The 21,630-nt window shown below is 70.8% G+C and carries 18 protein-coding genes and 1 pseudogene; 15 read left to right on the top strand and 4 right to left on the bottom strand.

Going from position 1 to position 21,630, the window contains the following annotated elements; translation table 11 throughout:
* Positions 1–6: 6 nt before the first annotated feature.
* From ACHMXE_RS41835 to ACHMXE_RS41825, 3 genes are read left to right on the top strand one after another with little or no spacing between them, the layout of a single operon-like run.
* A complete protein-coding gene (locus tag ACHMXE_RS41835) occupies positions 7–423 on the top strand; it encodes a DUF3830 family protein (protein WP_395349345.1) in 417 nt (138 codons plus the stop codon).
* A 26-nt stretch (positions 424–449) separates the two neighbouring features.
* Positions 450–1,493 (top strand): ABC transporter substrate-binding protein, encoded by a 1,044-nt coding sequence (locus ACHMXE_RS41830; RefSeq protein WP_395349344.1) that lies wholly within the window; start codon positions 450–452, stop codon positions 1,491–1,493.
* Positions 1,494–1,501: 8 nt separating this feature from the next.
* Complete coding sequence (locus ACHMXE_RS41825; protein ID WP_395349343.1) at positions 1,502–3,004, top strand: amidohydrolase family protein; 1,503 nt, start codon at positions 1,502–1,504, stop codon at positions 3,002–3,004.
* 214 nt (positions 3,005–3,218) lie between these two features.
* Here ACHMXE_RS41825 and ACHMXE_RS41820 read toward each other — a convergent pair whose 3' ends face one another.
* Positions 3,219–4,022: an exodeoxyribonuclease III gene (locus ACHMXE_RS41820; protein ID WP_395349342.1), complete on the bottom strand. Its 804-nt coding sequence runs from the start codon at positions 4,020–4,022 to the stop codon at positions 3,219–3,221.
* Positions 4,023–4,033: 11 nt separating this feature from the next.
* Here ACHMXE_RS41820 and pyrE point away from each other — a divergent pair, with 11 nt between their 5' ends.
* Entirely contained in the window at positions 4,034–4,717 is a 684-nt protein-coding gene (gene pyrE / locus ACHMXE_RS41815) for an orotate phosphoribosyltransferase (protein ID WP_296774656.1), read from the top strand.
* A 12-nt stretch (positions 4,718–4,729) separates the two neighbouring features.
* Positions 4,730–5,443 (top strand): DUF4124 domain-containing protein, encoded by a 714-nt coding sequence (locus tag ACHMXE_RS41810; RefSeq protein ID WP_209540482.1) that lies wholly within the window; start codon positions 4,730–4,732, stop codon positions 5,441–5,443.
* Between the two features lie 80 nt (positions 5,444–5,523).
* Here ACHMXE_RS41810 and gatB read toward each other — a convergent pair whose 3' ends face one another.
* From gatB to gatC, 3 genes are read right to left on the bottom strand one after another with little or no spacing between them, the layout of a single operon-like run.
* Positions 5,524–7,038: an Asp-tRNA(Asn)/Glu-tRNA(Gln) amidotransferase subunit GatB gene (gene gatB, locus ACHMXE_RS41805; RefSeq protein ID WP_395349341.1), complete on the bottom strand. Its 1,515-nt coding sequence runs from the start codon at positions 7,036–7,038 to the stop codon at positions 5,524–5,526.
* 1 nt (position 7,039) lies between these two features.
* Positions 7,040–8,554, bottom strand: coding sequence for an Asp-tRNA(Asn)/Glu-tRNA(Gln) amidotransferase subunit GatA (gene gatA, locus ACHMXE_RS41800; protein ID WP_395349340.1), 1,515 nt, complete (start codon positions 8,552–8,554; stop codon positions 7,040–7,042).
* Positions 8,551–8,850, bottom strand: a complete 300-nt coding sequence (gene gatC, locus ACHMXE_RS41795; RefSeq protein ID WP_203203789.1) for an Asp-tRNA(Asn)/Glu-tRNA(Gln) amidotransferase subunit GatC — start codon at positions 8,848–8,850, stop codon at positions 8,551–8,553. Before gatC ends, gatA begins: the two co-directional genes overlap by 4 nt.
* A 224-nt stretch (positions 8,851–9,074) precedes the next feature.
* Between gatC and ACHMXE_RS41790 the strand changes: the two genes are divergently transcribed.
* The 10 genes and pseudogenes from ACHMXE_RS41790 (at position 9,075) to ACHMXE_RS41745 (ending at position 21,627) form a co-directional block, all read left to right on the top strand.
* Positions 9,075–10,118 carry a rod shape-determining protein gene (locus ACHMXE_RS41790; RefSeq protein ID WP_057591261.1) on the top strand — a complete coding sequence of 348 codons (1,044 nt, stop codon included), beginning with the start codon at positions 9,075–9,077 and terminating at the stop codon, positions 10,116–10,118.
* A gap of 84 nt (positions 10,119–10,202) precedes the next feature.
* Positions 10,203–11,213: a rod shape-determining protein MreC gene (gene mreC / locus ACHMXE_RS41785; RefSeq protein ID WP_203203790.1), complete on the top strand. Its 1,011-nt coding sequence runs from the start codon at positions 10,203–10,205 to the stop codon at positions 11,211–11,213.
* A complete protein-coding gene (gene mreD / locus ACHMXE_RS41780) occupies positions 11,210–11,731 on the top strand; it encodes a rod shape-determining protein MreD (RefSeq protein ID WP_093344091.1) in 522 nt (173 codons plus the stop codon). Before mreC ends, mreD begins: the two co-directional genes overlap by 4 nt.
* 35 nt (positions 11,732–11,766) lie before the next feature.
* On the top strand, positions 11,767–12,489 hold the full coding sequence (locus tag ACHMXE_RS41775) for a hypothetical protein (protein WP_395349338.1): 723 nt from the start codon (positions 11,767–11,769) through the stop codon (positions 12,487–12,489).
* 26 nt (positions 12,490–12,515) lie between these two features.
* Positions 12,516–14,486 (top strand): penicillin-binding protein 2, encoded by a 1,971-nt coding sequence (gene mrdA / locus ACHMXE_RS41770; protein WP_093344095.1) that lies wholly within the window; start codon positions 12,516–12,518, stop codon positions 14,484–14,486.
* 232 nt (positions 14,487–14,718) lie between these two features.
* The gene (xylF, locus tag ACHMXE_RS41765) at positions 14,719–15,741 is read left to right on the top strand and encodes a D-xylose ABC transporter substrate-binding protein (protein ID WP_209540488.1); all 1,023 of its coding nucleotides are present in this window, start codon (positions 14,719–14,721) and stop codon (positions 15,739–15,741) included.
* A 95-nt stretch (positions 15,742–15,836) separates the two neighbouring features.
* Positions 15,837–17,027, top strand: coding sequence for a sugar ABC transporter permease (locus ACHMXE_RS41760; protein ID WP_395349337.1), 1,191 nt, complete (start codon positions 15,837–15,839; stop codon positions 17,025–17,027).
* A 2-nt stretch (positions 17,028–17,029) separates the two neighbouring features.
* A complete protein-coding gene (locus ACHMXE_RS41755) occupies positions 17,030–17,830 on the top strand; it encodes an ATP-binding cassette domain-containing protein (protein WP_395349336.1) in 801 nt (266 codons plus the stop codon).
* 539 nt (positions 17,831–18,369) lie between these two features.
* Complete coding sequence (locus ACHMXE_RS41750; RefSeq protein WP_395349335.1) at positions 18,370–19,032, top strand: ROK family protein; 663 nt, start codon at positions 18,370–18,372, stop codon at positions 19,030–19,032.
* A gap of 194 nt (positions 19,033–19,226) precedes the next feature.
* Positions 19,227–21,627, top strand: a pseudogene (locus ACHMXE_RS41745) (membrane-bound PQQ-dependent dehydrogenase, glucose/quinate/shikimate family).
* Positions 21,628–21,630 lie beyond the last annotated feature (3 nt).

The following is a 21,630-nucleotide window of genomic DNA, read 5'->3' as shown; positions in this document are numbered from 1 at the left end:
ACCGACATGACTTCCACACGCATCCTCATCACCGCGGGCGACCTGCGCTTCGTGGCCCAGACCCATCCCGACGCGCCGCTCACCGTGGCCGCGTTCTCGAAGCTCTTGCCATACAGGCAGAAGCTGATCCACGTGCGCTGGAGCGGCGAGGGCTGCTGGGTGCCGCTGGGCGACTTCCAGCTCGGCGTGGGCTTCGAGAACCACACCAGCCATCCCTCGGTGGGCGACATCCTGTTCTATCCGGGCGGCTACAGCGAGACCGAGATCATCCTGGCCTATGGCGCCTGCAGCTTCTCGAGCCGCATGGGCCCGCTCGCGGGCAACCACTTCCTGAGCATCGTCGAGGGGCTCGAGCAGTTGCGCGAACTCGGCCGGCGGGTGCTGTGGGAGGGCGCGCAGGACGTGCTCTTCGAGGCCGCCTGAACTTCACGCAAGACCAAGGAGTTCCCATGCTGCAAACCCTCTCGCGCCGCGGCGCGCTCGCGGCACTGCCCGCGCTGGCGGCCGCGCTCGGCGCGCCGCGTGCCTTCGCGCAGGCGCCCACGCCGATCAAGTTCGTGCTCGACTGGAAGCTGCAGGGCATCCATGCCTGGTACTACCTCGCGCAGGACCGCGGCTACTTCGCGGCCGAGAAGCTGGCCGTGAGCATCGACCAGGGCGACGGCTCGGCGGCCGCCGTCACCAAGGTGATGAACGGCGCCTACCAGGCGGCCTTCGGCGACATGAACGCCATCGTGCAGAACGCCGCCACGCGGCCGGCCGACGCGCCCGTGATGGTCTACATGCTTTACGACCGCGCGCCCTTCGCGCTGATCGTGAAGGCGTCGGAACCGATCAAGACGCTCAAGGACCTCGAGGGCCGCACGCTCGGCAGTCCGGCCGGCGGCGCCGCGGCGCGCATGTTCCCGGTGATCGCGGCGCGCGCGGGCATCGATCCCGCCAAAGTGCAGTGGACCGGCATGGCGCCCAACCTGCAGGAGCAGATGCTGCTCAAGGACCATGTCGACGGCTCGGCCGTGTTCTCGGTCACGAGCTACATGAACCTGGTGGCGCAGGGCGTCGACCCCGACCGCGACATCCGCTGGTTCCACTACGCCGACCATGGCGTGGACCTCTACGGCAACGGCGTGATGGTGTCGCGCGCGCTGCAGCGCGACAGGCCCGAGGCCGTGGCCGGGCTGGTGCGCGCGATCCACCGCGCGGTGCTCGACACCATCGCCGACCCCGACGCGGCCATCGCCGCGCTCGCGAAGCGCGAGCCGCTGCTCGATGCCGCGCTCGAGAAGCGGCGCCTGCTCTACACGCTGCGCACCGTGATGCTGACGCCCGCGGTCGCGCAGGCCGGCATCGGCGATGTCGACGACGCGCGCATGGGCCGCGCCATCGCGCAGCTGCGCACCGCCTTCGAGTTGCCGCGCGCGCCCGCGCCCGGCGAGGTGTTCGACCGGCGCTTCCTGCCGCCCGCGGCCGCGCGCCGGGCGGTGGCGAGCTGAGGCCTGGCATGAGCCTCGCCCCGCATTCCGACGCCATCGATTGCGCCTGGCTGCTGGCCGAGCCGGGCCTGCGGCCCGCGCAGGCCGTCATGCGCATCGCGCTCGAGGGCGAACGCTTCGGCGCGATCGCGCCGCGCGATGCCGCCGGCCCCGCGCCGCGGCTTCTCGCGCTGCCGGCGCTGGCCAACGCGCACGACCATGCGCGCACCTTCCGCAGCGCCACGCTCGGCGCCTTCGGCCAGCCGCTCGAGAGCTGGCTGCCCTTCCTGGGCACGGTGCCGGGCATGGATCCGTACCTCTGCGCCGCCACCTCGTTCGCGCGCTCGCTGCGCCATGGCGTGACGAACCTGATGGTCCACTACACGCGCGTGCAGGGTGGCATGGACTATGTCGACGAGGCGCGGGCGGTGGCGCGTGCCGCGCGCGACGTCGGCGTGCGCATCGGCTTCGCGGTCGCCATGCGCGACCGCCACGGCATCGCCTACGACGACGATGCCGCCGTGCTGGCCCTGCTGCGCCCCGGCATCCGCGACGCGGTCGCGCGGCGCCTCGCGGTGCAGCCCGTCGAGCCCGCGCGCCAGTTCGCGCTGGTCGACGCGGTGGCGCGCATGGTCGAGGAGGAGGGTCTGGGCGCGCACGTCACCGTGCAGTACGGCCCGACCGCGGTCCAGTGGTGCGGCACGCCGCTGCTCGAGGCCATCGCGCGCGCCTCGGCCGACACCGGCCGGCCGGTCCACATGCACCTGCTCGAGACGCGCTACCAGCGCGACTGGGCCGATGCCCATCATCCGGGCGGCATCGTGCGCTTCCTCGATGCGATCGGCCTCTTGAGCCCGCGTCTCACGCTCGCCCACTGCACCTGGGCGCGGCCCGACGAGCTCGCGCTGATCGCCGAGCGCGGCGCCACCATCGCCGTCAACACCAGCTCGAACCTCGGCCTCCAGTCGGGCATCGCACCGCTGGCCGAGATGCTGCGCCAGGGCTGCCGCGTGGCCATGGGGCTGGACGGCATGGCCTTCGACGAGGACGACGATGCGCTGCGCGAGATGCGCCTGGCCTATGCGCTGCACCGCGGCTGGGGCTACGAGCGCGCCATGACCCCGGCCCAGCTCTGGTCCTTCGCGGCCGGCCACGGCCCGCGCAGCGTGGGCGGCGCGCTGGTATCGGGCGGCCGCATCGCGACCGGCGCCCCGGCCGACCTGGTGCTGCTGGACCTCGAGGCGCTCGACGACGATGCGCTGTTCGACGACATCGATCCGCTCGAGCTGGTGCTCGCGCGCGCCAGCGGCCGCCATGTGGCGAAGGTGCTGGTCGGCGGGCGGCTCGCGGTCGATGGCGGGCGCGTGCTGGGCATCGACGAGCCCGTGCTGCGCGCCGAGCTGCTGGCGCGCATGCGCGCGGCGCTGGCGGCCGACCCCTCGCATGCGCAATGGCGCCGCACGCTGGGGGCGCTGGCGGAGGACCTGGGGCCGCTGTACCGCGAGGGGCGGATCGGGCGATGCTGCGGTTGAAAGCGCACAGTCGGACGCAGAGGACGCGAAGATTTCGCGAAGAGCGCGAAAGAAAACCTTCAAAAAGGGGCCGCGATCTGCGACGGTAGCGGCCTTGCATGGCTCCTCGGGGCGCAACCGCCACAAGCGTGCAATCCACACCCTTTTGGCTGCTCTTTCGCGTCCTTCGCGAAACCTTCGCGTCCTCTGCGTACGGCTGTCCGTTCCCGATTTCCTAGAGCGTGAAGTCGTACTCCACCGTGATCGGCGCGTGGTCGCTGAACTTGATGGTCTTGAAGATCTGCTCGGTGCGCGCCAGCGCGGCGGTCTTCGGCGTGGCGAGGTGGTAGTCGAGCCGCCATCCCACGTTGTTGGCATAGGCCTGGCCGCGGTTGCTCCACCAGGTGTAGGCCTCGCCGGTGGTGTCGGGCTTGAGCATGCGGTAGACGTCGACCAGCCCCGCGCCCTCGGCGCCGGCGTCGAGCAGCTTCGTCATCCAGGCGCGTTCCTCGGGCAGGAAGCCGCTGTTCTTCTGGTTGCCGCGCCAGTTCTTGAGGTCGATCTCCTTGTGGGCGATGTTGATGTCGCCGCACAGCACGAACTCGCGCTGCTTCTTCAGCGCCACCAGGTGCGGGAAGAAGCCCTTGAGGAAGCGGAACTTGGCCTGCTGGCGCTCCTCGCCCGAGCTGCCGCTCGGGAAATAGCAGCTGATGACCGAGAACTTGCGCTTCGGGGTGTCGAAGCGCAGCTCGAGGTAGCGGCCCTCGGCGTCGAATTCGGCGTCGCCCCAGCCCACCACCACCTCGCTGGGCGCGTGTTTGGTGTAGATCGCGGTGCCCGCGTAGCCCTTCTTCTCGGCAAAATGGAAGTGGCCCTTGAGGCCGGCCATCTCCTCGAAGCGGCCTTCGATGTCGCTGGCCTGGACCCGGATCTCCTGCATGCAAATACAATCCGGCGCCAATTCGGCCACCCAGTCGGCAACGCCCTTGGTGGCGGCCGAACGCAGGCCATTGAGATTGAGACTGGTCAGTTTGAACACAAGGAATTCCGATGGCTGTAGATGGTGAGAAAAGCAGTGCGGTGGCGCAGGACTTCGTCCAGTTCGCGCTCGACGCGGGCGTGTTGCGCTTCGGCGAGTTCAAGACCAAGGCCGGCCGCATGAGTCCCTATTTCTTCAATTCTGGCCTCTTCGACGACGGCGCCAAGATCGCGCGGCTCGCGGGATTCTATGCAGACCGCCTGATCGAGAGCGGGCTCGAGTTCGACATGATCTTCGGCCCGGCCTACAAGGGCATCCCGCTGGGCGCCACAGTGGCGGCCGAGCTCGCGCGGCGCGGGCGCAACGTGCCCTTCGCCTACAACCGCAAGGAAGCCAAGGCGCACGGCGAGGGCGGCAACCTGGTCGGCGCGCCGCTCCAGGGCCGGGTGCTGATCGTCGACGACGTGATGTCCGCGGGCACCGCGGTGCGCGAGTCGATCGCCGCGATCCAGGCCGCGGGCGCCGTGCCGCACGCGGTGGCGATCGCGCTCGACCGGCAGGAGAAGGCCACCGAGAACGGCGTCGACGTGGACCACAGCGCCGTGCAGTACGTGCGCAACCAGCTGGGCCTGCAGGTGGTGGCGATCGCCACCCTCGACGACCTGCTGAGCTACCTCTCGGGCGGCGCGGCCGCCGACCTCGGCACCCACCGCGAGCGCGTGCTCGCCTACCGCACGCGCTACGGCGCCCACTGAAGGACACGCCCGATGCACCGCCTGCCGCGCCGCCCCGGCCACAGCCGATTCCGCGCCATCGGAAACGCCCGTGCCGCGCTGGCCGCGGTGCTCGCCGCCGGCTGCACGCTGGCGCTGGCCCAGGCGCAGAAGGGCGTGCCCGGGGTGCCCAGCGCCGCGGGCATCTATTCGTGCGTCGATGCCAAGGGTCGCACCCTGACCGCCGACCGGCCGATCGCCGAATGCGCCGACCGCGAGCAGCGCGAGCTGAGCCCGAGCGGCATGACGCGGCGCCGGCTCGAGCCCACCTACACGGCGCGCGAGCAGGCCGAACGCGAGGACCGCGCGCGCGAGGCCGCGGTACAGGCCGCGCGCATCGCCGACGAGCGCCGGCGCGAGCGCGCGCTGCTGATCCGCTATCCGAACGCCGCCGCCCACGAGCGCGAGCGCGGCGAGGCGCTGGTGCAGGTCGACGCGGTGATCCAGGCGGCGAGGAAGCGGCTGTCGGAACTGGCCGACGACCGCAAGAAGATCGACGAGGAGCTCGAGTTCTACAAGGGCGACGCGAGCAAGGCACCGGGCGTGCTGCGGCGCCGGCTCGACGACAACACCAAGAGCGCGGCGGTGCAGAACCGCTTCATCGGCGAGCAGGAAGACGAGAAGAAGCGCGTCAACGCGCGCTTCGACGAGGAACGCGTGCGGCTCAAGCAGCTGTGGTCGGGCGAGACCGCGACCACCTCGCGCTGAGCGGCATCCCCCAAAAGAAAAAACGGTGAAGCGGCCCGCGCGGGGCCCGCTTCACCGTCGTGCCGGGCCGAAGCCCCGGCTCAGGCCAGCCTGGCCTTCAGCAGCTCCGTGACCTGCGCCGGGTTGGCCTTGCCGCCGCTGGCCTTCATGACCTGGCCCACGAGGCCGTTGAGCGCCTTCTCCTTGCCGCCGCGGTACTCCTCGACGTTCTTCGCATTCTTCGCGATCACCTCGTCGAGGATCGCGTCGAGCGCGCCGGCGTCGTTCATCGGCTTCAGGTCCTTGGCCTCGATGATCGCGTCGACGTCGCTGCCTTCGCCGGTCCACAGCGCCTCGAAGACCTGGCGCGCGGCGTTGTTCGGCAAGGTGCCGTCGGCGATGCGCTTCACGAGCTGGCCGAGCTGCGCCGCGCTGACCGGCGCGGCCTCGATGCCGATCTCCTGGGCATTGAGGCGGCGCGCGATCTCGCCGGTGATCCAGTTGCTCGCGAGCTTGGGCGTGGCGCCGGCCTTCACCGCGTCGTCGAAGTAGCGCGCGAGCGCGGGGCCCTGCGTGAGCTGCGCGGCGTCGTAGGCCGACAGGCCATGGTCGCGCACGTAGCGCTCGGCCATCACGCGCGGCAGCTCGGGCATCTCGGCCTTCACGCGCTCGATCCAGTCGGCGGCGATCACCAGCGGCGGCAGGTCGGGATCGGGGAAGTAGCGGTAGTCGGCCGAGTCCTCCTTGGCGCGCATCGCGCGCGTCTCGCCGGTGTCGGGATTGAACAGCACCGTGGCCTGCTCGATCTTGCCGCCGTCCTCGAGCGTGTCGATCTGCCAGCTGATCTCGTAGTCGATCGCCTGCTGCATGAACTTGAAGCTGTTCAGGTTCTTGATCTCGCGGCGCGTGCCGAGCTTCTCGCCGGGGCGGCGCACCGAGACGTTGGCGTCGCAGCGGAAGCTGCCTTCCTGCATGTTGCCGTCGCAGATGCCGATCCAGGTCACGATCTTGTGCAGCTCCTTCGCATAGGCCACGGCCTCGGCGGTGGAGCGCATGTCGGGTTCGGTCACGATCTCGAGCAGCGGCGTGCCGGCGCGGTTCAGGTCGATGCCGCTCTGGCCCACGAAGTCCTCGTGCAGCGACTTGCCCGCGTCCTCTTCCAGGTGGGCGCGCACCAGGCGCACGGTCTTCTGCTCTTCAGCCTGTCCTGAGCCTGTCGAAGGGCCGACGAAGAAGCTCACCGAGCCGCCCTGCACGACCGGGATCTCGAACTGGCTGATCTGGTAGCCCTTGGGCAGGTCGGGGTAGAAGTAGTTCTTGCGCGCGAACACGCTGCGCGGCGCGATGTGCGAGCCGAGCGCGAGGCCGAGCCGGATCGCGCGTTCGACGGCGCCCTTGTTCATCACGGGCAGGGTGCCGGGCAGCGCGAGGTCGACCGCGCAGGCCTGCGTGTTGGGCTCGGCGCCGAAGGCCGTGGAGGCGCGGCTGAAGATCTTGCTCGCGGTCGAGAGCTGGGCGTGGGTCTCGAAGCCGATGATGACTTCATAGCCGCGCACCAGCGGGCCGGTCGGGCGGCCCTGTTGCTGTGCTTCGAAGGTGTTCACTGTCTCGCTCATGTCAGAAGCCCTCCGGCGTGCGCGCGTGCCAGTCGGTGGCCTGCTGGAAGCGGTGCGCCGCGTTGAGCAGCTTCGCTTCGCCGAAGTAGTTGCCGATCAGCTGCAGGCCCACGGGCATGCCGCCGTCGAAGCCCACCGGCAGGCTCATGCCGGGCAGGCCGGCCAGCGAGGCCGGCAAGGTGAAGATGTCTGCCAGGTAGTCGGCCACGGGGTCGTCGCCGTGCTCGCCGATCTTCCAGGCGGTGGTCGGCGCGGCGGGGCCGGCGATCACGTCGCACTGCGCGAAGGCCTGCTGGAAGTCGTCGGCGATCATGCGGCGCACCTTCTGCGCCTGCAGGTAGTAGGCGTCGTAGTAGCCGTGCGAGAGCACGTAGGTGCCGATCATGATGCGGCGCTTGACCTCGTCGCCGAAGCCTTCGGCGCGCGTGCGCTCGTACATCTGCGTGAGCGCGGTTTTCTTGCTGGCCGGGTCGACGAAGTCCTTGGCGCGGTGGCCGAACTTCACGCCGTCGAAGCGGCTCAGGTTGCTCGAGGCCTCGGCCGCGGCAATGATGTAGTAGACGGGGATCGACAGCTCGGTGCGCGGCAGCGAGACCTCGACGCGCTTCGCGCCGAGCTTCTCGTATTGCAACAGCGCTGCATCGATGGCGGCGCGCACGCCGGGCGCCACGCCCTCGCCGAAGAACTCCTTCGGCACGCCGATGCGCAGGCCCTCGAGCGAGTCGTGCAAGGTGCGGCCGAAGTTCTCGGCCGGGCGGTCGAGCGAGGTCGAGTCGCGGTCGAGGTCGGGGCCGCAGAAGGCCGACAGCAGCAGCGCGCAGTCCTCGGCCGAGCGGGCCATCGGGCCGGCCTGGTCGAGGCTGGAGGCGAAGGCCACCATGCCGTAGCGCGAGGCGCGGCCGTAGGTGGGCTTGATGCCGGTCACGCCGCAGAACGAGGCCGGCTGGCGGATCGAGCCGCCGGTGTCGGTGCCGGTGGCGGCCGGCGCGAGGCGCGCGGCCACGGCGGCCGCGCTGGCGCCCGAGGAGCCGCCCGGGATGCGCTCGAGGTTCCAGGGGTTGCGCACCGGCACGGCCTGGTCGTGGCCGACGGCGGGCACGGCCACGTTCTCGTTGGCCGAGCCCATCGCGAACTCGTCGCAGCTGAGCTTGCCGAGCGTGACGGTGCCGGCCTCGGCGAGGCGGCGCACCACGGTGGCGTCGAAGGGCGAGCGGTAGCCCGCGAGCATCTTCGAGCCGGCGGTGGTGGCGAAGTCGGTGGTGGCGAAGATGTCCTTGTGCGCGATCGGCACGCCGGCCAGCGCCGGGGCGTTGCCGGCCGCGATCGACGCGTCGGCCGCGCGGGCCTGGGCCAGCGTGGCGTCCTCGTTCACTTCGACGAAGCTGCCGAGCGCCTGGTGCGCCTTCATGCGGCCGAGAAAGTGCTGCGCGGCCTCGACGGCCGAGACTTCGCGTCCGGCCAGCGCCTTCGCGAGCGCGGCCACCCCGAGTTGGTGCAGGTCCTTGGCGCCGCTCATTCGATCACCTTGGGCACGAGGAACAGGCCGGCTTCGACGGCGGGGGCGCTGCGCTGGTTGGCCTCGCGGTTGTCGGGTTCGCTCACGACGTCCTCGCGCAGGCGCAGGACGATGTCCTCGATGGCGGCCACGGGGTGGGCCAGGGGCTCGACGCCGGTGGTGTCGACCGAGCGCATGCGCTCGACCACGTCGAAAAAGCCGTTGAGCTGGCTGAGCATGCGCTCGCTTTCGTCGGGGGCGAGCTGCAGCCGCGCCAGGGAGGCGATGCGGACGATATCGGAAGCGGAAAGGGACATGGTGGAACCGGCCGAAAAACCGGAGGTAAATAGCGCGCCGCAAGGGCCGCCAACACGGGATTCAGAGGGGATTCGGGTATTATCCCGCCTTTGCCGCAACCCCCGCGAACGCGCCGGCTTTTGCTGCAAAAACGATCAAATTCACCCTTCCAGCACCCCCAAAACACCCATAGAGTGAGCGACGTTCTGCCGATGCGCAGCCCGTGCTCCAGAGGATTCCGCACATGTTTGGAGCTTTCCGTCGGTATTTCTCCACCGACCTCGCGATCGACCTAGGCACCGCCAACACGCTCATCTTCGCCCGCAACAAGGGCATCGTGCTGGACGAACCGTCGGTCGTCGCCATCCGCCACGAAGGCGGTCCTCATGGCAAGAAGGTGATCCAGGCCGTCGGCCGCGAAGCCAAGGCCATGCTCGGCAAGGTGCCGGGCAACATCGAAGCCATCCGCCCGATGAAGGACGGCGTGATCGCCGACTTCGTGATCACCGAGCAGATGATCAAGCAGTTCATCAAGATGGTGCACCCGCGCACGCTGCTCACGCCGAGCCCGCGCATCATCATCTGCGTGCCCTGCGGTTCCACCCAGGTCGAGCGCCGCGCCATCAAGGACGCGGCCGAGGCCGCGGGCGCGACCTCGGTCTACCTGATCGAAGAACCCATGGCCGCGGCCATCGGCGCCGGCCTGCCCGTGAGCGAAGCCTCGGGCTCGATGGTGGTCGACATCGGCGGCGGCACCACCGAGGTGGGCGTCATCAGCCTCGGCGGCATGGTCTACAAGGGCTCGGTGCGCGTCGGCGGCGACCGCTTCGACGAGGCCATCATCAACTACATCCGCCGCAACTACGGCATGCTGATCGGCGAGCCCACGGCCGAGGTCATCAAGAAGAGCATCGGCTCGGCCTTCCCGGGCTCCGAGGTCAAGGAAATGGAAGTCAAGGGCCGCAACCTCTCCGAGGGCGTGCCGCGCAGCTTCACCATCAGCAGCAACGAAGTGCTGGAAGCCCTGACCGACCCGCTCAACAACATCGTCTCGGCCGTCAAGAACGCGCTCGAGCAGACCCCGCCCGAACTCGGCGCCGACATCGCCGAGCGCGGCATGATGCTCACCGGCGGCGGCGCGCTGCTGCGCGACCTCGATCGCCTGCTGGCCGAGGAAACCGGCCTGCCGGTGCTGGTCGCCGAGGACCCGCTGACCTGCGTGGTGCGCGGCTGCGGCATCGCCCTCGAGCGCATGGACCGGCTGGGAAGCATCTTCACGAGCGAGTGAATGCAGCGCCGCCTCCATCGGCCGGCCCCCGCTTGCGCGGGCCGGCCTTTTGTCATCTGATGCCGCAGCACCCGACCTGATCCCATGCCCCTGGGCACGCTCGACCGCACCGCGCCACCCCTGTTCAACCAGGGGCCATCGGCGCTGAGCAAGCTGATCTTCTTCAGCACGCTCGCGCTTTTCCTGATGGTGGCCGACGCCCGCTTCCACATCGTGCAGCCGGTGCGCCAGGCCATCGCGGCCGTGCTCTACCCGGTGCAATGGGTGGCGCTCAAGCCCGTACAGTTCGTGGTGGGCGCCGGCGGCTACCTCGAGGACCTGCAGACCGCGCAGAAGAACGAGGCCGACGCGCGCAAGGCGCTGATGCTGCAGGCCGAGCGCGCGAGCCAGGCCGACACGCTGGCGCAGGACAACGCGCGGCTGCGCGCGCTGCTCGAGCTGCGCCAGCTGCAGCAGACGCCGGGCCGCGCGGCCGAGGTGCTGTACGACGCGGCCGACCCCTACACGCGCAAGATCGTCATCGACCAGGGCCTGGCCCAGGGCGTGGCGCCGGGCTCGCCGGTGATCGACGCGCAGGGCGTGCTCGGCCAGGTGACGGCGGTTCAGCCCTTCACGAGCGAGGTCACGCTGGTGATCGACCGCGACCTCTCCATTCCCGTGCAGAACACCCGCACCGGCGTGCGCAGCGTGGCCTTCGGCGATGCCTCGGCGCATGGCGGCGGGCTCGAGCTGCGCTTCATGGCCGCCAACGCCGACCTCCAAGAGGGCGACCTGCTGTCGACCAGCGGCGTCGACGGCATCTATCCGGCCGGCCTGCCGGTGGCGAAGATCGAGCGCATCGAGCGCCGCGCCGACTCGGCCTTCGCGCGCATCTACTGCGTGCCGCTCGCGCACGTGACGGCCGCGCGCTACGTGCTGGTGCTGCAGCCCACGGGCGCGCCCTCGGCACCGCCGCCGGCGGCCGCGGCCGCGCCGGCACCGCGCCCGAAGAAGGCCGAGGGCAAGGCGGGCGCGGCCGTCAAGGGCGCGGAGAAGGCATCCGAGAAGAACGGCGCCGCCGCCGCTGCCAAGAAACCCGCGGAGGCCGCGCGATGATCAAGCGACCCGGCCAGCAGCAGCTGTTGCTGCCCGTCAGCCCCGTGTTCATGTGGGGCAGCCTGGTGGTGGCCCTGCTGATCAACATGGTGCCGATCGGCCGCGCCGCCTGGATGCCCGACCTGCTCGCGCTGGCGATCGTGTTCTGGGGCGTGCACCAGCCGATGCGCGTGGGCATCGGCGCCGCCTTCGTCTTCGGCCTGCTGATGGACGTGCACCAGGCCTCGATGCTCGGCCAGCATGCGCTGTCCTACACCACGCTGGGCTTCTTCGCGATCACCATCCACCGCCGCCTGCTCTGGTATCCGGTGCTGTCGCAGGCGCTGCAGGTGCTGCCGCTGTTCGCGTTGTCGCAGCTGATCGAGATCGTCACGCGCATCCTCGGCGGCGGGGTGTTCCCGGGCTGGTCGGTGCTGATCTCGCCGGCGGTCGAGGCCGCGCTGTGGCCGCTGGCCACCTTCGTGCTGCTGGCGCCGCAGCGACGCACGCCCGAGCCCGACGAAAACCGTCCCTTGTGAGCATGTCCGTCGCCGGGCCTTCCCTGCCGCCGTCCGTGCGGGCCTTCGTGGATGCCGCCCTCGTGGTCGGCGACCTCGGGCTGCCGCAGTGGTATCCCGAGCCCGGCGGCATCGAGGCCTTCCAGGTCGGCTACCGCTCGCACGGCCACACCGGCGAGGACCTGAGCGGCGAGGCGCCGGGCCAGTGGCATCCCGCCTGGCTCGCGGTGGCGGCCAACTACTTTCGCGATCCCTACTTCATCGATCTGCGCGAGGCCGACGCGGGCTATCCGGTCTGGTGGGCGCCGGCCTCGGCCGGCCGCTGGACGCCGTCGCCCGTGGCCGCGTCGATCGAGGGCTTCGGTGCGCTGCTGCGCGCGCTGGCGGCGCTGGGCGACGACCCGGGCGCGATGCTCGCGCGCATCGAGCGCGAACCCGGCACCGAAGGCGAGCCCTGGCGCGAGATCCGCGCCAACCTCGCCGAGGCGATGGACGCGCCCGACGAGGACGAAGGGTCGTCCGCGCCGGTCGACCCCGCGCACTGGACGCGCGGCGCGCTGCTGCTGCGCGACGCGGGGCCGCGCCGCGTCGAGGTCGCGCAATGCGTGGTGCGGCTGCTCGGTGTCGCGCCGGCACGCGCGCTCGCGCTGCTCGAGGCACTGCCGCTGGAACTGTGCAGCGGTTTCCAAACTCATCTGGAGGCCGACCTGCGCAGCCTGCGCGCGCTCGGCGCCACGGTGGACTTCGTGCCGGTTGCCTCGGCACCGCATGAAGCCTAAGCTCATCCATTGACCGTTCGCCGCCCATGACCGAAATCCGCAACGTCGCCGCCGACCTCGCGCGCTTCAAGCGCCGCGTGATCGTGATCGGCCTCACGGTGCTGTTCGCCTTCGGGCTGCTGTCGTCGCGGCTGATCTACCTGCAGGTCACGCGCCACGAGGACCTGGCCGAGCAGGCCGAGAGCAACCGCACGGCGGTGGTGCCGGTGGTGCCCAACCGCGGGCTGATCCTCGACCGCAACGGCATCATCCTGGCCTCCAACTACTCGGCCTACACGCTCGAGATCACGCCCTCGAAGGTGGGCGACGTCGAGCAGACCATCGACGACCTCACGCAGGTGGTCGAGGTCTCGCCGCGCGACCGGCGCCGCTTCAAGCGCCTGCGCGAGGACTCGCGCAGCTTCGACTCGATCCCGATCCGCACCCGCCTGAGCGACGAGGAGGTCGCGCGCTTCGCGGCCCAGCGCTACCGCTTTCCGGGGGTGGAGATCAAGGCGCGGCTGTTCCGCAACTATCCGCAGGGCGAGCTCGGCTCGCACGTGCTCGGCTACATCGGCCGCATCAACCAGCGCGAGAAGATCGCGATGGAGGACTGGGACGAGGAAGAGCAGGCCAACTACAAGGGCACCGACTACATCGGCAAGCTCGGCATCGAGCAGAGCTACGAGAAGACGCTGCACGGCCAGACCGGCGTCGAGCAGATGGAGACCTCGGCCGGCGGCCGCGCGGTGCGCCGGCTCGCGAGCCATCCGGCCACGCCGGGCAACACCGTCATGCTGTCGATCGACATCAAGTTGCAGAAGCTGGTCGAGGAGATGTACGGCGACCGGCGCGGTGCGCTGGTGGCCATCGACCCCAAGACCGGCGAGGTGCTGGCCTTCGTGAGCAAGCCCACCTTCGACCCCAACCTGTTCGTCGAGGGCATCGACACCGAGAGCTGGCAGGCGCTGACCGAGTCGATCGACAAGCCGCTGCTCAACCGCGCGCTGCGCGGCACCTACCCGCCCGGCTCCACCTACAAGCCCTTCATGGCGCTGGCCGCGCTGCAGACCGGCAAGCGCGGCGCCAGCGTGGTGGTCAACGACCCCGGCTACTTCAACTTCGGCGGCCACCGCTTCGGCAGCCCCGAGGGCAACTTGGGCGGCGTCGACATGCGCCGCTCGATCCAGCTGTCGAGCAACATCTACTACTACTCGCTGGCCAACGAGATGGGCGTGGACCTGATCCACGACTTCATGAAGCCGCTGGGCTTCGGCCAGATCACCGGCATCGACCTCGGCGGCGAGGTGCGCGGCGTGCTGCCGAGCACCGAGTGGAAGCGCAACACCTACAAGCGGCCCGAGCAGAAGAAGTGGTACGCGGGCGAGACCATCTCGCTGGGCATCGGCCAGGGCTACAACACCTTCACCATGCTGCAGCTCGCGCAGGCCACCGCGATCGTGGCCAACGGCGGCATCAAGCACAAGCCGCACCTCGCGCTCGCCACGCGCGACACCGTCAGCGGCCAGGTGGTGCCGCTGCCGCAGCCGCCGGGCGTGAACCTGGGCCTCACGGCGGCCAACATCGCCGTCATCCGCGAGGGCCTGACCAGCGTGGTCACCAGCGGCACCGCGCGCAGCGTGTTCGCGGGCGCGGGCTACCAGGCGGCCGGCAAGACCGGCACGGCGCAGGCCGTGACGCAGGCGCAGAACACCAAGTACAACGCGCGCGCGCTCGAGGAGCACCAGCGCGACCACGCGCTGTTCATGGCCTTCGCGCCGGTCAACGATCCCAAGATCGCGCTCGCCGTGATCGTCGAGAACGCCGGCTGGGGCGCCGGCGCCGCCGCGCCGATCGCGCGCCGCGTGTTCGACTACTGGCTCTCGGACCAGTACCCGAGCGAGGCCGACATGGCGGCCGTGCGCATCGGCAAGGCCGGCGCGCCCATGGGCAAGCCGCGCGTGGCCAGCGAGGTCGCCTGGCCGGCCCCCGCGCCGGCGAACGCACCCGCGCCCTGAGCCGGGGCGCCTCCTTTTCCCCGTCCGTCCGGTCTGCTCGGGGAATTCCCCGATGCCCCCGCCGCGCCTGCGATGGGATAGTTAGTTCGCCAGCCAAACTAAGTAGCGCCAAGGTTCTCAATCGAGTCCGCGGCGAACCACAGGCGTGGCATGGGGCGGGTTCCGGCCTTCTCGCGCCGGTCCCGAAGCACAGGCCGCCTGCACCGGGCGACTCAACACTGGAGAGACATCGATGCAACTGAAACACACCCTGGCCGCCATGGCTTTCGGTCTGACGGCCGTGGGCGCCATGGCCCAGACCGTGGTCGGCGTGAGCTGGTCCAACTTCCAGGAAGAACGCTGGAAGACCGACGAGGCCGCGATCAAGGCGCAGCTCGAGAAGCTCGGCGCCAAGTACATCAGTGCCGATGCGGGCGGCTCGCCCGAGAAGCAGCTCGGCGACATCGAGGGCCTGATGGCCAAGGGCGCGAAGGCGCTGATCGTGCTGGCGATGGACAAGGACGCGATCCTGCCCGCGGTGAACAAGGCCACGCGCCAGAAGGTGCCCGTGGTGGCCTACGACCGCCTGATCGAGGCGCCCGGCGTGTTCTACATCACCTTCGACAACGTCGAGGTCGGCCGCATGGAGGCGCGCGAGGTGCTCAAGGTCAAGCCCAAGGGCAACTACGTGATCATCAAGGGCTCGCCGGCCGACCCGAACGCCGACTTCCTGCGCGCGGGCCAGCAGGAAGTGCTGGCCGAGTCGATCAAGAAGGGCGACATCAAGATCGTCGGCGACGAGTACACCGAGGGCTGGAAGCCCGAGGTGGCGCAGAAGAACATGGAGCAGATCCTCACCAAGAACGGCAACAAGGTCGACGCCGTGGTGGCCGCCAACGACGGCACGGCCGGCGGCGCGGTGGCCGCGCTCACGGCCAAGGGCCTGCGCGGCGTGCCGGTGTCGGGCCAGGACGCCGACTTCGCGGCGCTCAACCGCATCGCGCTGGGCACGCAGACCGCCACCATCTTCAAGGACTCGCGCGAGCTCGGCCGCGAGGCCGCGAGCGCCGCGCTGGCGCTGGCGCAGGGCAAGCCGGTGGAGAAGGCCGGCACCTGGAACTCGGGCCCGAAGAAGGTCTCGCTGTCCTCGCGCCTGCTGACGCCGGTGCCGGTCACGCGCGACAACCTCGACGTGGTCGTCAAGGCCGGCTGGATCAAGAAGGACGAGCTCTGCAAGGGCGTCTCGGGCGCGAACGCGCCGGCGGCCTGCAAGTAAACGGCAGACCGGGGCGCAGCGCGCTGCGCCTCCTCCTTCCACGGGCCGGCCCCGGGCGCGGCCGCCCATCCCCTTCTCTCCGAGGGAGTCTTCCCATGAGCAATCCAACCCCCGGCTGGTGGCGGCGCAGCGGCGTCGACCTGCGGCTCGTGCTGATGTGCGTGCTGCTGGTGGCGCTGGCGATCGGCTTCAACCTGATGTCGGGCGGCGTGTTCCTCACGCCCGAGAACCTCTACAACGTGGCCCAGCAGACGGCCGTGGTCGGCATCGTCTCGACCGTGATGGTGCTGATCATCGTGGCGCGCCACATCGACCTGTCGGTGGGCTCGGTGATGGGCTTCGTGGGCGTGCTGATCGCCTACCTGCAATACACCTCGGGCTGGTCCTGGCCCACGGCCTGCCTCGCGGGGCTCGCGGTGGCGCTGCTGGTGGCCATCTACCAGGGCTGGCTCACGGCGGTGCTCGGCGTGCCCTCGTTCGTGGTCACGCTCGGCGGCCTGATGTCGTTCCGCGGCGCGGCCTTCCTGGTGGCCGACGGCAAGACCCAGCCGGTCAACGACGAGTTCTTCCAGCGCCTGGGCGGCGGCTACGACGGCGGCATCGGCGTCGCGGCCAGCTGGGCGATCGCGGGGCTGGTGGCGGTGGTGCTGTTCGCGCGCATGGTGCAGAAGCGCCGCGCGCGCACGCGCCACGAGATGCCCAACGAGCCGCTGTGGATCGAGCTGCTGCTGACCGCGGTGCCGGCGGCCGTGGTGCTGCTGTTCGCGGCCGTGATGAACCACTACAAGATCGACTCGAAGGACGCGCCGCAGGGCATCCCGATCCCGGTGCTGATCTGGGCCGTGGTGGCGATCGTGCTGTCGTTCATCGTGCACCGCACGCGCTTCGGCCGCTACGTCTTCGCGATGGGCGGCAATCCCGACGCGGCGACGCTGGTGGGCATTCCGGTCAAGCGCGTCACGCTGATGCTGTTCGCGCTGCTGGCGGTGCTGGTGACCATCGCGGCCATCGTCTCGATCGCCCGGCTGAACGCCGGCACCAATTCGCTGGGCACCGGCATGGAGCTCTACGTGATCGCCGCGGCCGTCATCGGCGGCACCGCGCTGGCCGGTGGCAGCGGCTCGATCTTCGGCTCGGTGCTGGGCGCGCTGATCATGCAGTCGCTCGACAGCGGCATGCTGCTGCTCGACGTGCCGATCGGCAAGCGCATGGTGATCATCGGCCAGGTGCTGATCGTGGCCGTGGTGTTCGACGTGCTCTATCGCCGCAAATTCGGGGAGAACTGAAGATGGCCGAGATCGACAAGACCCGGCCGCTGGTCGAACTGCAGGAGATCCGCAAGGCCTTCGGCGGCGTGAAGGCGGTCGACGGCGTGAGCGTCAACCTCTATCCGGGCGAGGTGGTAGCGCTGCTGGGCCACAACGGCGCCGGCAAGTCCACGCTGATGAAGATGCTCGCGGGCGCCTACCCGATCGACTCGGGCGAGGTGCGCATCGCGGGCGACAGGGTCAACATCCGCACCCCGGCCGAGGCGCAGGCGCAGGGCATCGAGACCATCTACCAGACGCTGGCGCTGGCCGACAACCTCGACGCGGTGGCCAACCTGTTCCTGGGCCGCGAGAAGATGACGGCCTGGAACACGCTCGACGACCACTTCATGGAAGTGCAGGCGCGCAAGGTGTTCCAGCGCCTGAACAAGAACTTCACCAACATCCGCATCCCGGTGCGCCGCCTCTCGGGCGGCCAGCGCCAGGTGGTGGCGATCTCGCGCGCGCTCTACTTCAACGCGCGCATCCTGATCATGGACGAGCCCTGCGCCGCGCTCGGCCCCGAAGAAGCGGCGATGGTCGGCCGACTCGTGAAGCAGCTCAAGGACGACGGCGTGGGCATCTTCCTGATCACCCACGACATGCCCGACGTGTTCTCGCTGAGCGACCGGCTCGCGGTGATGAAGAACGGCAAGCTGGTCGGCACCTACCGCACCGCCGACGTCACCGAGGACGAGGTGCTCGGCATGATCATCGCGGGCAAGCGGCCCGAGGGCCGCGAGCAGGCGCCGCACGCGGCGACGGCGGTGGCCGCGGCCTGAGGCTTCTCCACCCGGCTCCCGCGCATGAAGACCATCGGCGACCAGCAACTGCTCAAGCGCATGAACCGCAGCGTGCTGCTGCGGCTCCTGCGCGCGCGGCCGGGGCTGTCGCGCGCGCGGGCTCGCGAGCGAGAGCGGCCTCACCAAGTCGACCGTGAGCCTCTTGGTGCGCGAGCTGCTCGACGAGGGCTGGCTCAGCGAATCGGGCGCCGCGGTGGCCGACGGGCTCGGGCGGCCCTCGACCCCGCTGCAGATCAATGTCGGCGTGCGCGCGCTCATGGGCATCGAGATCGCGGTCGACACGGCGCGGCTGGCCTGCGTCTCGCTGCAGGGCGAGGTGCTGCATTCCGACGAGCAGGCGCTGGCCGACAGTGCGCCGGCCGGCACCTGCGCGCAGGTCGCGCGCATGGCCGCGGCCGCGCACCGCCGGCTGGCCGAGCGCGGGCTGCGGCTGTCGAGCATCGGCGTGTGCGTGCCGGGCGCGGTCGACGACTGCACCGGCGAGGTCCGCTTCGCGCCCCAACCTCGGCTGGCGCAACGTGCGCCTGCTGCCGCTGCTCGAGGACGCGCTGGCCGCGGCCGGCCTCACGGGCGTGACGGTGCAGCTGCAGAACGATGCCGATGCCGCCGCGCTCGGGGAGTACGAGTTCGCCGCGGGCGAGGGCGAGGACCCGCTGATCTTCGTCAACTGCGACGTCGGCGTGGGCGCTGGCGTGGTGCTCAACGACCGCCTGTTCACCGGCGCCCAGGGCATGGCCGGCGAGATCGGCCACACCATCCTCGCGCTCGACGGCCCGCCGTGCTCGTGCGGCCGGCGCGGCTGCGCCGAGGCCTTCTTCGGCGCCCGCGTGCTGGCGCGCGAGGGCGTGGACATGCAGCGCGCCGCCGCGCTGTTCGGCGTGCTGCTGCAGAACCTCTGGGTCACCTTCAATCCGCGCGCCATCGTGCTCGGCGGCAAGTCCTGCGCCGAGCACCGCGGCTTCGCGCAGGCCGCGTTCGCGAGCGTCAAGCACCATGCCGACGGCGCCGGCATGCCCGCGCCCGAGCTGCGCACCGCGCGCTACGACGCGCTGGCTCCCGCCGTGGGCGCGGCCGCGCTCGCGCTGCACGAGTACCTGCGGCCGCTGCAGCCCGATGCGCGGGCGCGGCGCGCGCGGGCGGCGCTGGCCCATGCGCGCGCGGGTCTGAGCGCGCGGGTCTGAGCGCGCGGGTCTGAGCGCGCGGGCCTGAGCGCGCGAGTACCTTCGTCCACGCCGCGCCCGCGTGCTTCATACCTTGGTGCCCGTGCGCGCCATCTGCCGCGCCGCGCCGGGAGGCACATGCGCGAACCGCCTACGCCGGCAGGGCGCGCGCGGGACTACGGTGGGCGCTTGCCCGCCGTTCCGGAGTCCCCGCCATGCCCTCGTCCACCCGTCCCCGCGCCAGCGCGCTGCTTCTCGTCCTCGCGCTGCTGATCGGACTGGCCGGCCTGGGCCTCGTCGTGGCGGGCGGCTGGCTGATCGCGCTCGGCGGCTCCTGGTACTACCTGCTCGCGGGCCTGGGCCTCATTGCCACCGCGGCGCTGCTGCCGCGCGGCGGCGGGCGCGGCCTGATGGTCTATGCGCTGGTGGTCGCGTTCACGCTGGCCTGGGCGCTGTGGGAGGTGGGGCTCGCATGGTGGCCGATGGCCGCGCGCGGCGATCTGTTCTTCCTGCTCGGCCTGCTGCTGCTCACGCCCTGGGTCGCGCGTGCGCTCGCGCGGCGCGATGGCGCCGGTGTCGTGGCCTCGCGCCGTGCGCTGAGCCTGGTGCTCGCGGCCTTCGCGGTGGCGGCCGTGCTGTCGTGGGTGCGCGGCGACGAGCGCCTCGAGGGCATCGCGCCGCAGGCCGATCCGCCCTTCACCAGCGAGGCGCTGCCGCCCGCCGGCGCCGACTGGACGGCCTACGGCGGCACCGCCATGGGCCAGCGCTATTCGACGCTGGGCCAGATCACGCCGGTCAACGTGTCGCAGCTCCAGGAGGCCTGGCACTACCGCACCGGCGACGTGCGCGGCCAGCCCGGCGATCCCGAGGAGACCACCTTCGAGGTCACGCCGCTGAAGGTCGGCGAGCGGCTGTTCCTCTGCACGCCGCACCAGTCGGTGGTGGCGCTGAATGCCACCACGGGCCAGGAGCTCTGGCGCCACACGCCGAAGATCGCGCCCTCGCTCGCGCTGCAGCATCTCACCTGCCGCGGCCTCTCGTACCAGCCGCCGCCGGCCGCGGCGCCGTCGCCCAACCTCTCGGCCGATGGCGCCTGCGCCGCCAAGCTGTTCATGCCCACGGCCGACGGCCGCGTGCTCGCGCTCGACCCCGAGAGCGGCAAGCCCTGCATGCGCTTCGGCGGCGGCAGCGGCCAGATCGACCTGTGGAAGAACATGCCCAACGTGAAGCCGGGCTCGTACTACGCGACCTCGCCGGTGGTCGTCACGCGCTCGCTGATCGTGGTGGGCGGCACCGTGCTCGACAACGTCTCGACGCAGGAGACCTCGGGCGTGATCCGCGCCTTCGACATCGAGACCGGCGCGCTGGTGTGGAACTGGGATTCGGGCCGGCCCGAGGACACCGCGCCGATCGGCCCGGGCCGGACCTATTCCGTCAACTCCCCCAACAGCTGGTCGATCTCGAGCGTGGACGAGAAGCTCGGCATGGTCTACGTGCCCATGGGCAACCAGCCGCCCGACCAGTGGGGCGGCAGCGCGCACCGAGGGCGCCGAGCGCTATGCCTCCTCAGTGGTCGCGCTCGACCTCGCGACCGGCCGCGTGCGCTGGCATTTCCAGACCGTGCACCACGACCTCTGGGACTACGACGTGCCCGCGCAGCCCAGCCTGGTCGACCTGCGCGTGGGCAGCGTGCGCGTGCCGGCGCTGGTGCAGCCGACCAAGCAGGGCGAGCTGTTCGTGCTCGACCGCCGCACCGGCCAGCCCGTGGTGCCGGTGCGCGAGCAGGCCGCGCCGCAGGGCGCCGCGCAGGGCGACCGCACCGCGCCGACGCAGCCGGTGTCGGGCCTGTCCTTCGACCCGCCCGCGCTGCGGCCGGCCGACATGTGGGGCGCCACCGTGTTCGACCAGCTCGCCTGCCGCATCGCCTTCCACCGGCTGCGCTACGAGGGCCGCTTCACGCCGCCGTCGACGCAGGGCTCGCTGATCTACCCGGGCAACTTCGGCGTCTTCAACTGGGGCGGCGTGGCGGTCGATCCGCAGCGCCAGATCGCGTTCGCCACGCCGGCCTCGCTGGCCTTCGTCTCCACGCTGGTCCCGCGCGCCGACGACAGCACGCTCTACGTGCAGGGCGGCAAGCCGCCCGAGGGCAGCCTGCCCGCGCTCAACGAGAACTTCGGCGCGCCCTTCGCGGTGAAGCTCCATCCCTTCACCTCGGCACTCGGCCTGCCGTGCCAGGCGCCGCCCTGGGGCCACGTGGCCGCCGCCGACCTGCGCAGCGGCCAGATCCTCTGGAAGCACAAGAACGGCACCGTGCGCGACAGCTCGCCGCTGCCGCTGCCCTTCGCGATGGGCGTGCCCAGCCTCGGCGGCCCGATCCTCACGGGCGGCGGCGTGGCCTTCCTCTCGGGCACGCTCGACTACTACCTGCGCGCCTACGACGTGAACAGCGGCAAGGAGCTCTGGCGCAGCCGCCTGCCCGCGGGCGGGCAGGCCACGCCGATGACCTACGAGGGCGGCGACGGCCGCCAGTACGTGGTGGTGGCCGCGGGCGGCCATGGCTCGCTGGGCACGCGCACGGGCGACCACGTGATCGCTTACGCGCTGCCCAAGCGCTAGGAA

Origin of the sequence: Variovorax sp. UC122_21, from assembly GCF_044056785.1 — a bacterium.
Taxonomy (GTDB): Bacteria; Pseudomonadota; Gammaproteobacteria; order Burkholderiales; family Burkholderiaceae_C; genus Variovorax.
This window is presented reverse-complemented; position numbering and strand designations above follow the sequence as displayed.